At 67.9% G+C, this 16391-nt stretch carries 5 protein-coding genes; all 5 read left to right on the plus strand.

All coding sequences use genetic code 11. From position 1 onward, the window contains the following. Nucleotides 1-158 precede the first annotated feature (158 nt). The 5 genes from D7252_RS07390 (at nucleotide 159) to D7252_RS07410 (ending at nucleotide 16349) form a co-directional block, all read left to right on the plus strand. Nucleotides 159-2243 (plus strand): acyl-CoA dehydrogenase, encoded by a 2085-nt coding sequence (locus D7252_RS07390; protein ID WP_120776860.1) that lies wholly within the window; start codon nucleotides 159-161, stop codon nucleotides 2241-2243. 64 nt (nucleotides 2244-2307) lie between these two features. Beyond that, complete coding sequence (locus D7252_RS07395; RefSeq protein ID WP_120774793.1) at nucleotides 2308-3354, plus strand: NAD(P)-dependent alcohol dehydrogenase; 1047 nt, start codon at nucleotides 2308-2310, stop codon at nucleotides 3352-3354. A 28-nt stretch (nucleotides 3355-3382) separates the two neighbouring features. Then, a complete protein-coding gene (locus D7252_RS07400; protein ID WP_120774794.1) occupies nucleotides 3383-3952 on the plus strand; it encodes a DNA-3-methyladenine glycosylase I in 570 nt (189 codons plus the stop codon). 136 nt (nucleotides 3953-4088) lie between these two features. Continuing rightward, on the plus strand, nucleotides 4089-10157 hold the full coding sequence (locus tag D7252_RS07405; protein ID WP_120774795.1) for an Ig-like domain-containing protein: 6069 nt from the start codon (nucleotides 4089-4091) through the stop codon (nucleotides 10155-10157). 129 nt (nucleotides 10158-10286) lie between these two features. Next, a complete protein-coding gene (locus D7252_RS07410) occupies nucleotides 10287-16349 on the plus strand; it encodes an Ig-like domain-containing protein (protein WP_120774796.1) in 6063 nt (2020 codons plus the stop codon). Nucleotides 16350-16391 lie beyond the last annotated feature (42 nt).

Raw genomic sequence — 16391 nt, forward strand, 5'->3', positions numbered from 1 at the left:
TGCGACCGGACGGGTGGCGGAAGTCCCTCCTGTCGGCTGCCGACAATCGACGCGGGGCATGCCCCGGGAACGGGTTAGAGGATGGGTACAGCGGAGTTCCCGCTGCTTTGTCGTAGACCTACCATGGGGGCATCTCTACTTCCTCTGGAGGAATGCTCATGGTCGACGCTGCCGTCCGTCCCTCGACGCCGCCCCGCACACCGCACGATGCCGCATCCGTCCCGCCGATCGATGTCGCCCGTCTCAACGACGCGCTGATGGGAACCTGGGGCGATGTCCGTCGACAGGCGCGCGAGATGATCAAGGATTCGGCCTTCTGGCGCAAGGATGAACTCGGCAAGGACGAGCATCGCGAGCGGGTGCTCAGCCAACTGCACCTGCTGGTCGACAACAAGGCCGTGCACCGCGCGTTCCCGACATCGTTCGGCGGCGAGGACAACAACGGCGCCAACATCGCCGGCTTCGAGGAGCTCGTGGTCGCCGACCCGAGCCTGCAGATCAAGTCGGGAGTGCAGTGGGGACTGTTCGGTTCGGCCATCCTGCAGCTCGGTACCGCCGAACACCACGAGAAGTGGCTTCCCGGTGTGATGGATCTCTCGATCCCCGGCGCATTCGCGATGACGGAGATCGGCCATGGCTCGGACGTCGCCGCCGTCGGCACCACCGCCACGTACGACCCGGACGCCGAGGAATTCGTCATCCACACCCCGTTCCGCGCGGCAACCAAGGAGTACCTCGGAAATGCGGCCCTGCATGGCGTCGCCGCGACGGTCTTCGCCCAGCTGATCACGAACGGCGTCAACCACGGCGTGCACTGCTTCTACGTGCCGCTGCGCGATGAGAACGGCGCTGACCTTCCGGGGATCGGCCGCGAAGACGACGGGCTCAAGGGCGGACTGAACGGAATCGACAACGGTCGCCTCTCCTTCGACCACGTGCGAGTCCCGCGAACCAACCTGCTCAACCGGTACGGCGACGTCGCGGTCGACGGCACATACTCCAGCGCCATCGACAGCCCCGGTCGCCGTTTCTTCACGATGCTCGGCACCCTCGTGCAGGGCCGCGTGTCGCTGGACGGCGCCGCCTCCTGGGCATCCGCTCTCGGTCTGCACATCGCGATCACCTACGCGACCCAGCGTCGGCAGTTCGACGGTGCGGACGGACAAGAGGTCGTCCTCCTCGACTACGGCAAGCATCAGCGCCGTCTGCTCCCGCGACTCGCGACCACCTACGCGCAGATCTTCGCGCACGACGAGTTCCTGCGGAAATTCGACGGCGTCTTCTCCGGTCGCATCGACACGCCGGACGACCGGGAAGACCTCGAGACCCTCGCCGCAGCGCTCAAGCCGCTGTCGACCTGGCACGCGCTCGACACGCTTCAGGAGGCTCGTGAGGCCTGTGGCGGGGCGGGCTTCATGTTCGAGAACCGTCTGGTCGGCCTCCGCCAGGACCTCGACATCTACGTGACCTTCGAGGGTGACAACAACGTTCTGCTGCAGCTGGTCGGCAAGCGGCTGCTGACCGACTATGCCCGGCAGTTCAAGGGTAAGGATGCGGCGGCACTGGCGAAGTTCGCCGTCGGGATGACGGCCGGCAAGGTCTTCCACGGTGCGGGTCTTCGTCAGCTGGGTCAGGCGGTCGCCGACTTCGGTCAGGTCTCGCGCTCGGTGGAGAACGGTCTGCGGGAAGAGCAGCAGCACGACCTGCTCGCCGGCCGCGTGCAGCAGATGGTGGCGGACATCGCCGGCCGGCTGCGCCCGGGCGCGAAGGACAAGGCGCTCGGCGCGCGACTGTTCAACGAGAACCAGGCCGAGCTGATCGAAGCCGCCCGGGCGCACGGAGAGCTTCTGCAGTGGGAGGCGTTCACCGACGCGGTGCGGGCGATGGAGGACCCCGCCACCAAGAAGGTCCTCACCTGGATGCGCGACCTCTTCGGCCTGCAGCTGATCGAGAAGCACCTGGCGTGGCACCTGATCCACGGACGGCTGTCGACGCAGCGGGCCGCGGCCGTGTCGAGCTACATCGACCGGTTGTGCGCTCGACTGCGCCCGCACGCCCTCGACCTCGTCGAAGCGTTCGGCTATGAGCCGGAGCACGTTCGCGCGCCGATCGCGAGCGGTGTCGAGAAGGAGCGTCAGGACGAGGCGCGCGCGTACTACGCCGACCTCGCCGCCTCGGGCAACGCCCCGGTGCGCGAGAAGAAGGTCAAGCCTCAGCCGCTGGAGGACCTGCAGAAGCACTGACCGCCGATTCGAACGGCGCGGGTGGGCTAGTCTCGCATCGCCCGTCCACGGAAAGAGGAGCCGAATGATCCGCGTCAACGCCTACGCAGCCCCGAGCGAAGCCGCTCCGCTGGAGAAGACCGTCATCGAGCGTCGTGAGCTCGGTCCGCTCGACGTGCTCATCGACATCGCCTTCGCAGGCATCTGCCACTCAGACATCCACACCGTCAGCGGAGACTGGGGCCCGCAGCCCTACCCGCTGGCGCCCGGTCACGAGATCACCGGCACCGTCGCAGCTGTCGGCGCCGAGGTCACGCGGCACGCCGTCGGCGATCGCGTCGGCGTCGGATGCCTGGTGAACTCGTGCGGCGAATGCCGGAACTGTCTGCGCGGCGACGAGATGTTCTGCACCGAAGGAGCCGTCTTCACCTACGGCGCGACCGACCGCGACGGCACCGTCACCCAGGGCGGCTATTCCGAGCAGGTCGTGGTGACCGAAGCGTTCGTCCTCTCCATACCGGACGCGCTGCCGCTGGACGCCGCCGCTCCACTGCTGTGCGCCGGCATCACCACATACTCGCCCCTGCGGCACTGGAACGTGGGGCCGGGCACCCGGCTCGCGGTCGTGGGACTCGGTGGGCTCGGTCACATGGGCGTGCAGATCGCCCATGCGCTCGGCGCAGAGGTCACCGTGCTGTCGCAGACGCTCAGCAAGAAGGATGACGGCCTCCGGCTCGGCGCCGACGACTATCGGGCGACCAGCGACCGCGCGACGTTCCGGGAGCTGCGGAACTCGTTCGACGTGATCCTGAACACGGTGAGCGCAGTGATCGACATGCGCTCCTACCTCGGGCTGCTCGACGTGGGCGGCACCATGGTCTGCGTCGGAGCGCCGGCAGAGCCGCTTCCCGTCCAGGTGATGTCGCTGATCGGCGGTCGTCGTTCGCTCGCGGGGTCGAACATCGGCGGCATCGCCGAGACCCAGGAGATGCTGAACTTCTGCGCGGAGCACGGCATCGTCGCAGAGATCGAGGTGATCCCGGCATCCGAGATCAACGCCGCGTATGACCGCGTGCTCGCCTCGGACGTCCGCTACCGCTTCGTCATCGACGCGGCGACCTTCGCCGACTGACGTCGGCGGCCCCGGCTAGCGTGGCCCCATGACCTCACTCCTCACCGGCCCTGACGGCCGAGCCCGCTGCGCCTGGGTGGGCGACGACGTCGAGTACCGCCGGTACCACGACGAGGAGTGGGGGTCGGCGCTGCACGGCGACCGGGCTCTGTTCGAGAAGATGGCGCTCGAGGGGTTCCAAGCGGGGCTCTCGTGGATCACGATCCTCCGCAAGCGACCGCGGTTCCGCGAGGTCTTCGCGGGGTTCGAACCCGAGTTCGTCGCTGAGTACGGAGACGACGATGTCGAGCGCCTGATGGCGGATGCGGGCATCATCCGCAACCGCGCGAAGATCGAGGCCACGATCGGAAACGCTCGGCTCGTGCGCGCGATGTCCGCCGGCGAGCTCGACGATCTGATGTGGTCCTTCGCCCCGCCGGCATCCGGCATCCGCCCCGCGACGATGGCCGACGTCCCGGCGGTCACGCCGGAATCCACGGCGCTGAGCAAAGAGCTGCGGCGGCGAGGTTTCCGTTTCGTGGGGCCGACCACCATGTACGCCCTCATGCAGTCGTCGGGGATGGTCGACGATCACCTCGACGGATGCTGGAGGGCGTGAGGCGGCGCTGAGAAGAGCAGGTGGGCAGAATTGCCCCACACCGGTTTTCGGAGACGCGGTTAGGATGAACGAGCGTCGTCGGGCCGCAGAGCCCGGCGCAAGAGTTGAAGAGTGCTGAACCTGGGGGGAACCGGGCATGAAGGCGTTGTCGTGGATTCGCGCGCGTCCGAAGACGCTGGCGTCGGCGGCCGGCGTCACGGTGGGTGTCATCGCCCTCACGACGATGGCCCTCACATACGAGGGATTCCCGACCACGAAGGTCGACCTGAACGACGGTGGCGTCTGGATCACCAAGACCTCGAGTCTGCTGGTCGGGCACTTCAACCACGAGTCCACCGTCCTCGACGGGGGTCTGCGGACTGTCAGCGAGGACTACGACATCCTCCAGGACACGACCAACGTGCTGGTGGTGGATCAGGCCGGCTCGACCGTGACCGCCATCGATCCCGCCCGCGTCTCGCTCGGTGACACGACGGCCATCCCGTCGTCGGCGAAGGTCGCTCTCGGCGCGAACACGGCGGCGATCCGCGATCAGAAGTCCGGCGACCTCTGGGTGGTCCCGGTGCAGGGTCTGGCAGGCTTCGAGATCGAAGCGGCCGAGCCCCTCGCCGAGCTGGGCGACGGCTCCGACGTCACCGTGGCCACCGACGGAACCGTCTTCGCCCTCTCCGGCGAGCGTGGCGAGGTCGTGACGGTTCCCGTCGACAAGGAGGGCGCCCCGCAGGATTCTTCGACGGCATCCGTCGGTGACATCGACGTGGCCGAACAGCCGACGATCACCGCGGTCGGCAGCACGCCGGTCGTGCTCGACGCGGCCGCAGGCGCCGTGATGACACCGGGCGGGTTCCGTACCGAGGTCGCGGGGGCGCAGGACGCCGTGCTGCAGCACGCTTCCGCGAAGACGGATGCCGTGGCTCTGGCGACCCCGACTGCCCTGGTGCGCGTTCCCCTCGACGGAGGAGAGCCGTCGGAGACGTCGGCCGGAGCTCCGGGGGCCGCGGCGGCACCGGTGTCGCTGCGCGGATGCACCTACGGCGCGTGGGCGGGGTCGGCCACCTTCATCCGCGAGTGCCCCGGCGACAAGAACGATGTCGACGCGCCGATCGAGGGTGCGGAGAGTTCTCTGAGCCTGACGTTCCGCGTCAACCGAGACGTGATCATCCTCAACGATGCGGTCGGCGGCGCAGCGTGGTTGGCCAACGAGAGCCTCCAGCGCGTCGACAACTGGAACGACCTGACCCCGCCCGAAGGCGAGACCGAGAACGAGGACGACTCGACCGAGGAGACCGTCGAGACCACCCTCCCCGAACGCAGCGAGCAGAACACGCCGCCGATCGCCGAAGACGACACGTACGGCGTGCGCCCCGGTGCGACCACGCTGCTGCCCGTGCTCGACAACGACAACGACCCGGACGGTGACGTGCTCGTCGCCACCCTCGCCGAGAAGCAGCCGTCGATCGGGACGGTGCAGGCGATCAACAACGGCGGTGCGCTGCAGATCGCCGTCGACGAGAAGGCCAGCGGGTCGTCGACCTTCAGCTACGAGGTCGACGACGGGCGGGGTGGGAAGGACACTGCGCAGGTCACCCTCACGGTGCGCGACTGGAACGAGAACGACGCGCCGAAATCGAAGCGCAAGACGTCGCTGGCGGTCGAGACCGGCGGCACGATCTCGTACAACATCCTTCCGGACTGGATCGACCCCGACGGCGACGACATCTACCTGAAAGAGATCATCCCCGCCGCCGGTGACGAGGTCGATTTCAGCAAGGACGGGCAGATCACCTACAAGGCGACCGCCAGCCTGCAGGGGCGCAAGGACCTGCAGGTCACCGTCGCGGATGCTTCGGGAGAAACCGGCAGCGCGACCATCGCCCTCGATGTCCGACCGCAGGGTTCGACCAGTCCGAAGACGAACGCCGATCACGTGATCACCCGAGCGGGGGAGCAGGTCACCGTCGCCCCACTCGTGAACGACACCAGCACCGGTCGTGAGCCCCTGCGCCTGAGTCGCGTTCTCGAGACCGCCGGCGCGACGATCCACCCCGACACCCCCAACAAGACGTTCACGTTCAGCGCCGAGAAGACGGGCGTGTACTACGTGCAATATCAGGTGACCACCGGCCCGAAGAACGGGGAAGGCCTCGTACGGGTCGACGTGATGCCCGAGTCCGAGAGCGACCTGCCACCCGTCGCCGTGCGCGATGTCGCGCTGCTCCCCACGGGCGGCGACGTCCTGCTGGGCGTGCTCAACAACGACACCGATCCGGCGGGCGGGATCCTGGTGGTGCAGTCGGTGACGCTGGAGCCCGGCAGCGGCATCTCGGTATCGGTGCTCAACCACGAGACGCTGCGCATCACCGATCAAGGCGCCCTCGACGAACCGGTGCGTCTGCAATACCGCATCTCGAACGGAGCGATGTCGGCCGACGGCGAGGTGGTGGTGATCCCGATTCCGGCACCCACCGAGATCCTGCAACCGATCGCGAACCCGGACTCGGCGACCGTCCGCGTCGGGGATGTCGTGACCATCCCCGTCCTCGACAACGACACGCACCCGAGCGACGACGTCCTGCACGTCGAGCCCGAACTCATCGAGCCCTTCGTCGACCCGGAGGACGGCGAGGCGTTCGTGTCGCAGGATGCCGTGCGATTCCGGGCCGGACCCGAAGCGAAGACGGTGTACCTCACCTACGAGGCGTCCGACTCACGGCAGCAGAAGGCCGCCGGGTATGTCACGATCCAGATCCTGCCGGTCGATGAAGAGACCAACGCGGCACCGCGTCCCCAGGACATCACCGCGCGAGCGCTGTCGGGCACCGAGGTGAACATCGCCGTCCCGCTCGACGGTCTCGACGCAGACGGCGACTCCGTCGAACTGATCGGAATCGACTCCAGCCCGACCAAGGGCCGCATCACCACCGTCGGCCCGAACTACTTCACGTACGAAGCGGCCCCGGAAGCCGCGGGCGTCGACGTCTTCAAGTACCGAGTGCGAGACCGTCTGGGCAAAGAGGGTGTCGCGACGATCCGCGTCGGCATCGCTCCTGCCGAAGAGATCAATCAGCCGCCGTATGCGGTGAAGGATGCCGTCGTGGTGCGCCCCGGTCGCGAGATCGCCGTGCCCGTGATGGAGAACGACTCCGACCCCGAGGGTGACAAGCTCGCGCTCGTCGAGGACGGACTCGAGTTGCCGGAGAACCTCGAGGGGCGCGTCTCGGGTGATCGCGTGCTGGTGACGGCACCGAACGAAGAGGTCGAGACCTCTCTGCAGTACACGGTGAGCGACGCACGAGGAGCGACGGCGACCGCGACCCTGCAGGTCACCGTCGACGATGACGTGCCGTTGCAGGCGCCGGTCGCCCGCGACGACCGCCTGCAGCCGGCCGATCTCGAGGACGGCAGCCTGTCGGCCGACCTGGAGATCCTGAAGAACGACGAAGATCCCGACGGCACCAAGGACAAGCTCGACGTAGAGGTCGGAGCGGGCGGCACCCTCCTCGAGAACGGCAAGGTGCGTGTCACCGTCACCGACGAGCTCCAACTCGTCCGCTATACGCTCACCGACCCGGACGGCCTCCAGGCGTCAGCCTTCGTCTTCGTGCCGTCTCGCGACGGACTGCGCCCGACACTGACCTCCACGAAGCCGCTGGAGGTCATCAGCGGTGAGACGGAGACGCTCCCGCTGTCGGAGTACGTCACGGTCGCCGGCGGCGGTGATGTGACGATCACCGAGAAAGCCAAGGTGAGTGCCAACCATGCCGACGGCGCCGACCTCCTGAAAGACGCGAGCACCCTCGAGTACACCTCCGCAGAGGGGTACTTCGGTCCGGATGCGCTCACCTTCGAGGTCACCGACGGCGACGGGCCCGATGACCCGGAGGGGCGCAAGGCGACTCTCAGCATCCCGATCAACGTGCTCCCGCCCGACAACCAGCCGCCGACGTTCGTACAGGGTCAGGTGAACGTCGCACCCGGGGAGGAGGCGACGCCGCTCGACCTCGCCGCTCTCACCGACGACCCGGACCCGGAGGACAAGGGCAAGCACGACTACTCGTTGGTCGGCGGTGAGGGCAGGGGGATCTCCGCCCGCATCGACGGCGACAGGCTCTTCGTGGAGGCGTCGTCGAATGCCGACAAGGGCGCGACGGCCACGCTCACGATCCGGGTCTCCGATGGTGAGACCGAGCCCGTCGAGGGAACGGTCACCGCACTTGTCACTGCCTCCACCCGATCGATGCCGGCGGCGAACACCGACACCGTCTCCGAGGCGGATGCCGGAGAGCCCATCACCGTGCCGGCGCTCGCGAACGACTTCAACCCGTTCCCGGACACGCCGCTGACCATCGTCTCGGCCGTGACCGAGTCGGGCCGCGGCGAGGTGTCGTTCACGACCGACGAGGTCACCGTCACACCGGCGGAGGGTTTCGTCGGGACGCTGGTGGTCCGCTACCGGATCCAGGATGCGACGGAAGACGTCGATCGTGAGGTGAACGGTCAGATCGTCGTGACGGTGCAGGACGTTCCGGCGGCTCCCGGCGTGCCGATCGTCGCCAGCGTGCAGGACCGGACCGTGGTCGTGTCGTACTCGGCACCCTCGAACAACGGTGCCGAGATCACGAAGTACACCGTGACGTCGGTGGGCGGGAGCGGATACACCAAGGAGTGCCAGTCGACGACGTGCACGCTCGACGGGCTCACCAACAACGTCGAGTACACCTTCCAGGTGACGGCGACGAACCGGGTCGGCGACTCCGAGCCGTCGCGCGCGTCCGAGGTCGCGCGGCCGGATGCCCGTCCCGACACTCCGAACCCGCCCACCCTCGAATTCGGAGACAAGTCGTTGAAGGTCGCGTGGGCGACACCGTCGACGCCGGGCTCCCCGGTCGACAGGTACACGCTCGAGATCTCTCCCGCGCCGCCCTCCGGGATCACGCAGAAAGAGGTCACCGGCAACTCGCTCACCTGGGAGGGGCTCGAGAACGGCTCCGACTACCAGGTGCGTGTGCAGGCACACAACCGCGCGCCCGACCCGTCCAGCTGGAGCGGTTGGTCGTCGTCCATGATCCCGGCCGGGCCTCCGCTCGCCTCGGGAGCACCGTCGACGCAGGAACTCTCGCCCGTCGACGGTCAGGCGCAGATGCAGGTCTCCTGGTCGCCACCGAACAACAACGGCGATTCCATCCGGAGCTATCAGCTGCAGGTGCTGCGCGGTGGTCAGCCGGTGAACACCATCACGCCGGGCCCCCAGGAGACGAGCCAGGCCGTCGTCGTCGAGACGTCGGAGACCGCGTACACCTACCGCATCCGTGCGCAGAACAAGGCCGGATGGGGTGAGTGGAGCGCACAGTCCGCACCGCGCCGAGGCGTGATCCCGCCCGGCGCGCCGACCAGCCTTCGGGTGACCCAAGAGGGCGACCGGTTCCTGGACATCGCGTTCAACGCGGGTTCCAGCGGAGGCGCCTCTTCGGGTGAGATCCGCTACGAGTACCGGCTGGGCGGTGGCCAGTGGCAGGGCGTGCCCGGCGACAAGCGGATCGGCGGCCTCGACAACGGCGGGAAATACACGGTCGAGGTGCGCGCCGTCGCGACCGTGAGCGGCTCGACCTACGCCGGCGCGCCGTCCAACAGAGCCACGGGCAGCCCGCACGGCACTCCGCACGCACCGGGGACGAATGCCGAGTCTTTGTACACGCAGGTCCGTCTGCACTGGAACGCCAGCGGGTCGGCGAACGGGCGCGACATCGACCTCGTCCAGATCAGCATCGACGGCGGCGGGTGGCAGGATGCCGCGCTCTACGGCACGATCGATGTCGGCAACGGGCACAACGAGACCCACAGCATCAAGGCACGGGCGCGGGACACGAGTGGCGCCTGGTCGCCGGAGAGCCCGGTCGCTCAGCACACCTCGCAGCCGCCGCCCACGCCTCGCGCCTGGGTCACCCGAGGCCAAGCCGTCAGCAACTCACAGTGCAACGACGGCACCTGCGCGAAGTTCGTCATCAACACGCAGCACTTCCCGGCCGGCAACTACGCGGTGTCCTGCAACAGCGACGCACCCGCGGGCCACCGGTTCTCGAGCTATCGGTCCGTCGCGATCCCCGCCAACGGGCAGGTGGCCCTGAGTTGCTTCCACGGCTACGGCGGCAGGGCGCAGGTCTGGGTCACGATCGGTGGCACCGACTACGAGCGAACGGCGTGGTGACGGCATCCGGCGGGCAATTCTGCCCATTGAGCTGAACCGCCGCACGATTAGGATGAACGAGTGCGGCGCTTCGCGTGAGCACGGTGCAGATCGCGGGGAGAGTCGCGAAGCTCGGGGGGAGACCGGGGAATGAAGGCATTGTCGTGGATGCGTGCGCGCCCGAAAGCGCTAGCGTCGGCGGCCGGGGTCACTGTCGGCGTCGTCGCCATCACGACCATGGCTTTCACGTACGAGGGCTTTCCGACGACCAAGGTCGATCTGAACGACGGTGGCGTCTGGATCACCAAGACGTCGAGCCTGCTGGTCGGCCACTTCAACCACGAATCCACGGTCATCGACGGCGGTCTGCGCACCACCGGCGAGGACTACGACATCCTGCAGGATGCCACGAACGTGCTCGTCGTCGACGAAGGGGCCTCGACCGTCAACGCGGTGGATCCGTCCCGTGTCTCGCTCGGCGACTCGGCCAGCATCCCCAGTGCGGCGAAAGTCGCGCTGGGCAAGGAGACCGCGGCGATCCTCGATCACAAGTCCGGAGACCTCTGGGTCGTGCCGGTGAAGGGCATCGCGTCGTTCGAGATCGAAGCCGCGAAACCGATCGCGGAACTCGGCGAGAACGCCGACGTCGCGGTCGCGCAGGACGGCACCGTCTTCGCGCTGTCGAGCAAGCGCGCCGAAGTCGTCACCGTTCCGGTCGACAACGAGGGTGCACCGGGCGAGCCCTCGGCCGCGTCGCTGGGTGACGTCGATCTCTCCGAGAAGTCGACGGTCACGGTCGTCGGTCGAACTCCGGTGGTGCTCGATGCGGCATCCGGAGTCGTGATGACCGCCGGTGGCCTCCAGACGCAGATTCCCGCGCCCGACGGTGCCGTGTTGCAGCAGGCCTCGGCCGAGACCGATGCCGTGGCGGTCGCGACCGCATCCGCTCTCGTGCGCGTCCCGTTGGACGGCGGCGAGCCGACGACGACGGATGCCGGCGGCGAAGGCAACCCTGCGGCACCGGTGTCGCTGCGCGGCTGCACCTACGGCGCGTGGGCGGGGTCGGCGACCTTCATCCGGGAGTGTGCGGGCGACGGCAGTGACGTCTCCGAATCGATCGAGGGTGCCGAAGACTCGGCCAGTCTCACGTTCCGCGTCAACCGCGATGTGATCATCCTCAACGATGCGGTCGGCGGTGCGGCGTGGATGGCGGACGAGAGCCTGCAGCGCGTCGACAACTGGAACGACCTCACGCCACCGGAAGGTGAGACCGAGAACGAGGAGGATTCCACCGAGGAGACGGTGGAGTCGACCCTTCCCGAGCGGAGCGACGTCAACACGCCGCCGATCGCCGAGGATGACTCGTTCGGGGTGCGCCCCGGCGCCTCCGCACTGCTGCCGGTGATCGACAACGACAACGACCCCGACGGCGATGTCCTCGTCGCGACCGTCAAGGACAAGCAGCCGACCGTCGGCACCGTCCAGCCGATCTACAACGGCGGCTCGCTGCAGATCGCCGTCGAAGAGAGCGCGACCGGATCCGGCTCCTTCACCTACGAGATCGACGACGGCCGAGGAGGCAAGGACACAGCCAGCGTCTCCCTCGCGGTGCACGGGTGGGACGTGAACGGTCCGCCCGTGCCGAAGCGGAAGACATCGCTGACGGTGGAGTCCGGCGGCACGGTGTCCTACAACATCCTCCCCGACTGGATCGATCCCGACGGCGACGACATCTACCTGAAGGACGTGATCCCCGCTCCGGGTGACGAGGTCGACTTCAGCACCGACGGTCAGCTGACCTACAAGGCCACGGCGAGCATGCAGGGACGCAAAGACGTCCAGGTCACGGTCGCCGACGGTTTCGGAGAGGTCACCACGGCCACGATCCTGCTCGACGTGCGCGCCCCGGGGACGACGAAACCCAAGACGAACGCCGATCACTTCGTCACACGCGTGGACGAGCAGATCACCGTGGCACCGCTGGCCAACGACACCAGTTCGGGGCGTGAGCCGTTGCGACTCGGTCGTGTCGACGAGGTGTCCGGTGCGACGATCTCACCCGACTTCGCCAACAAGACCTTCACGTTCTCCGCTCCGGCCGTGGGCGTCTACTACGTGCAGTACCTGGCGACGGCGGGCCCGGAGAACGGGGAGGGCATCGTCCGCATCGACGTCACGGAGGAGACCGAGGTCGACCTGCCTCCGGTGGCCGTGCGCGACGTGGCCCTGCTGCCCACCGGCGGAGACGTGCTGGTCGGCGTGCTGAACAACGACACCGATCCCGCTGGCGGCATCCTCGTCGTGCAGTCCGTCTCGATCGAGCCCGGGACCGGGGTGTCGGTCTCGGTGCTCAACCACGAGACCCTGCGCATCACCGACCAGGGCACGTTGGAAGAGCAGGTGCGCATCAGCTACCGGATCTCCAACGGCGAGCAATCCGCCGAGGGCGAGGTCGTGGTGGTGCCCATCCCGGCCCCGGACAAGATCCTCCAGCCGCTCGCCAACCCCGACAGCGCCACTGTCCGGGCGGGAGACGTGGTGACCATCCCGGTGCTCGACAACGACACCCACCCGAGCGATGACGCGCTCCATGTCGCGCCCGAGCTCATCGAGCCCTTCGTCGATCCGGAGGACGGCGAGGCGTTCGTCTCTCAGGACGCCGTGCGCTTCAAGGCCGGCCCCGAAGCCAAGACCGTCTATCTGACCTACGAGGCCGTGGACTCCCGCCAGCAGAAGGCCGCCGGCTACGTCACCATCCAGATCCTGCCGGTCGACGAGGAGACCAACGCCGCCCCGCGTCCGCGCGACCTCGTCGCCCGGGCTCTCTCCGGCACCGAGGTCAACATCGCCATCCCCTTGGACGGCATCGACGCCGACGGCGACTCGGTCGAGCTCATCGACGTCTCCTCCAGTCCGACCAAGGGGCGGATCACCGAGGTCGCGCAGAACTACCTCACATATGAGGCTCTCGACGGTTCCACCGGCGTGGACGTGTTCAAGTACCGTGTGCGCGACCGCCTCGGCAAGGAGGGCACCGCCACGATCCGTGTCGGCATCGCGCCGTCGGAGGAAGTGAATCAGGCGCCGTACGCGGTGAAGGATGCCGTCGTGGTGCGCCCGGGGCGCGAGATCGCAGTACCGGTCATGCTCAACGACTCCGACCCCGAAGGCGACGAGATCTCGCTGGTGGAGGATGGCCTCGAGGTCCCCGAGATCGACGGGCTGTCGGCCAGAGTGTCCGGCGATCGGGTCCTCGTGCAGGCGCCGAACAACGCCCTGGAGACATCTCTGCAGTACACCGTGAGCGACGCCCGTGGCGCGACGGCGACGGCGGTACTGCAGATCACCGTCGACGAGGACGTTCCGTTGCAGGCGCCTGTCGCCCGTGACGACCGGCTGCGTCCGGTGGATCTCAAGGAGGGCAGCCTGACGGCCGACCTCGACATCCTCGACAACGACGAAGACCCGGATGGGACGACGGAGCGCCTCGAAGTGCAGGTCGGTGACGGCGGGCGGCTGCTGGAGAACGGCAAAGTCCGGGTCACCGTGACCGATGAGCTTCAGCTGATCCGCTACACCCTCACCGACCAGGACGACCTCCAGGCGTCGGCCTTCATCTTCGTCCCCGCGGAAGACGGACTGCGTCCGACGCTCACGTCGACGAAGCCCTTGGAAGTCGTCAGCGGCGAGACCGCGGAGGTGCCGCTTTCGAAGTACGTCACGGTCGCCGGCGGTGGTGACGTGGTCATCACCGAGCACGCGAAGGTCAACGCGATCAATTCCGACGGCTCCGACCTGGTCAAGGACGAGCGCACGCTCACCTACACGTCGGCCGACAAATACTACGGCCAGGATGCTCTGACGTTCGAGGTCACCGACGGAACAGGACCGGACGACCCGGAAGGGCGGAAGGCCACGCTCAGCATCCCGATCAACGTGCTGCCTCCGGACAACCAGCAGCCGGAGTTCGCCGGTGGCGAGATGAACGTGGCGCCCGGTGAGGAGGCGAGCGTGCTCGATCTCGCCGCTCTCACGACGGATCCCGACCCGGACGACGCCGGCAGGCACGATTACTCGCTCGTCGACGGCGAGGGCAAGGGCATCAGTGCCCGGGTCGACGGCGACAAACTCTTGGTCGAGGCATCTTCGAATGCGAAGAAGGGCGCGGCGACGACGCTGACCCTGCGCATCTCGGATGGGGAGACGGAACCGATCGAAGGCACGGTCCTCGTTCAGGTCACCGCGTCGAACCGCGCGATGCCGGCGGCGAACACCGACACGATCGCCGAGGCGAACCAGGGCGAGAGCGTCACGGTGCCCGTGCTGGCCAACGACTTCAACCCCTTCCCGGATACACCGCTCGAGGTCATCTCCGCCGGTGTCGAGACCGGGTCGGGACGAGCGGCCGTGGACGGCGACAACGTCGTGGTCACGCCCTCTGCCGACTTCGTGGGCACGCTGGTCGTGGGCTACCGCATCAAGGATGCGACGAACGACCCGGACCGTGAGGCGATGGGTCAGGTCGTGGTGACGGTGCAGGGCGTGCCGGACGCGCCGGGCGCCCCCACGGTGACGAGTGTGCAGGACCGCACGGTCGTCGTGTCGTACGGCGCCTCGGCGAACAACGGCGCAGAGATCACCGGGTACACCGTGCGATCCGTCGGCGGCAGCGCGTACGAGAAGCAGTGCCAGTCGACGACCTGCACCCTCGATGGCCTGACCAACAATGTGGAGTACACGTTCCAGGTCACCGCGACGAACCGTGTGGGGGAGTCGGAGCCCTCCGGCGCCTCGGCGGTGGCGCGCCCGGATGCGCGACCCGACACTCCGAATCCGCCCACCCTGACCTTCGGCGACAAGTCACTGAAGGTGGCGTGGGCGACGCCCACCACCCCCGGCTCGCCGGTGGAGCGGTACACCCTGCAGATCTCGCCGGCCCCGCCTTCCGGCGTGACGCAGAAGGAAGCCACGGGCAACTCGCTCACGTGGGAAGGCCTGGAGAACGGCGGCAACTACCAGGTGCGGGTACAGGCACACAACCGCGCGCCGGAGCCGTCGAGCTGGAGCAACTGGTCGGCATCCGAGATCCCGGCGGGTCCGCCGCTGGCAGCCGGCGCACCGACCACCGCCGAACTGCACCCGGTCGGCAACCAGGCGCAGATGCAGATCAACTGGGGGACCCCGCCGGCCAACGGCGACGCGATCGACGCCCTGAGCCTCGAGATCTGGGAAGGCAGCACCCTTCGCAACACGTTGACGCCCAGCCCCGGAACGACCAGCCAAGCGGTCGAGGTCCCCACGTCGGAAACGGCGTACACGTACCGGATCCGCGGCCACAACAAGGCCGGCTGGGGCGCGTGGAGTGACATGTCCGCGCCGCGTCGTGGCGTGATCGCCCCGTCGCCGCCGCAGATCACCCAAGTCGCGCCGGGCGACGGCAGGCTCACGGTCTCTTTCAACCCCGGATCCCGCAACGGTGCGAAAGAGGGCGAGGTCGGCTACCAGTACCGGCTCAACGGCGGCGGCTGGGCGGGGATGCCCGGCAACGGCGTCATCGGCGGTCTCCGAAACGGCACGCAGTACACGGTTGAGGTGCGCGGCGTCGCCACGGTCGACGGCACCACTTACGTCGGGGGGGCGTCGAGAGGCGTCGCGGGGACCCCGTACGGCAATCCGACCGCGCCTGCCGCCAAGGCGACGAACCTCGGCACGAGCGTGCAGGTCTCCTGGGACTCCAGGCAGTCGTACAACGGCCGTCCGATCAACGTCACGCAGATCAGGATCGACGGCGGCAACTGGCGGGATGTGTCGGCGCACGGTTCCGACACCGTGGGCAACGGCTACGAAGAGACTCACCGGATCGACGTCAGGGCGCAGGACTCGACCGGTACGTGGACGCCCGTCGCCTCCGACTCGGCGCGCACCAACGACCGGCCGACGCCGCGCGCCTTCGTGACCCGCGGCGACAGCGCCCAGGGCGAGGACGGATGCAGCACCGCAGGCTGCGCGTTCTTCAAGGTGAACACGGTCGACTTCAACCCGGGCAACTACAACATCACCTGCCACTCCGATCGCGGCCGTATCGGCTCCGGTACCTACAACAAGAACCTCCAGGCGAACGGCTCGGTCCAGCTGAACTGCTACTTCGGCTACCCGGGAGTGAACGTGTGGGTGGAGATCAACGGCAAGGCGTACGAGAAACGCGGCTGGTAGGGCCGCCCCGAAGATTTGACGACACAAGAGAAATGAACGCAC

The organism is Microbacterium sp. CGR2 (assembly GCF_003626735.1).
In the GTDB taxonomy this organism is placed as follows: Bacteria; Actinomycetota; Actinomycetes; order Actinomycetales; family Microbacteriaceae; genus Microbacterium.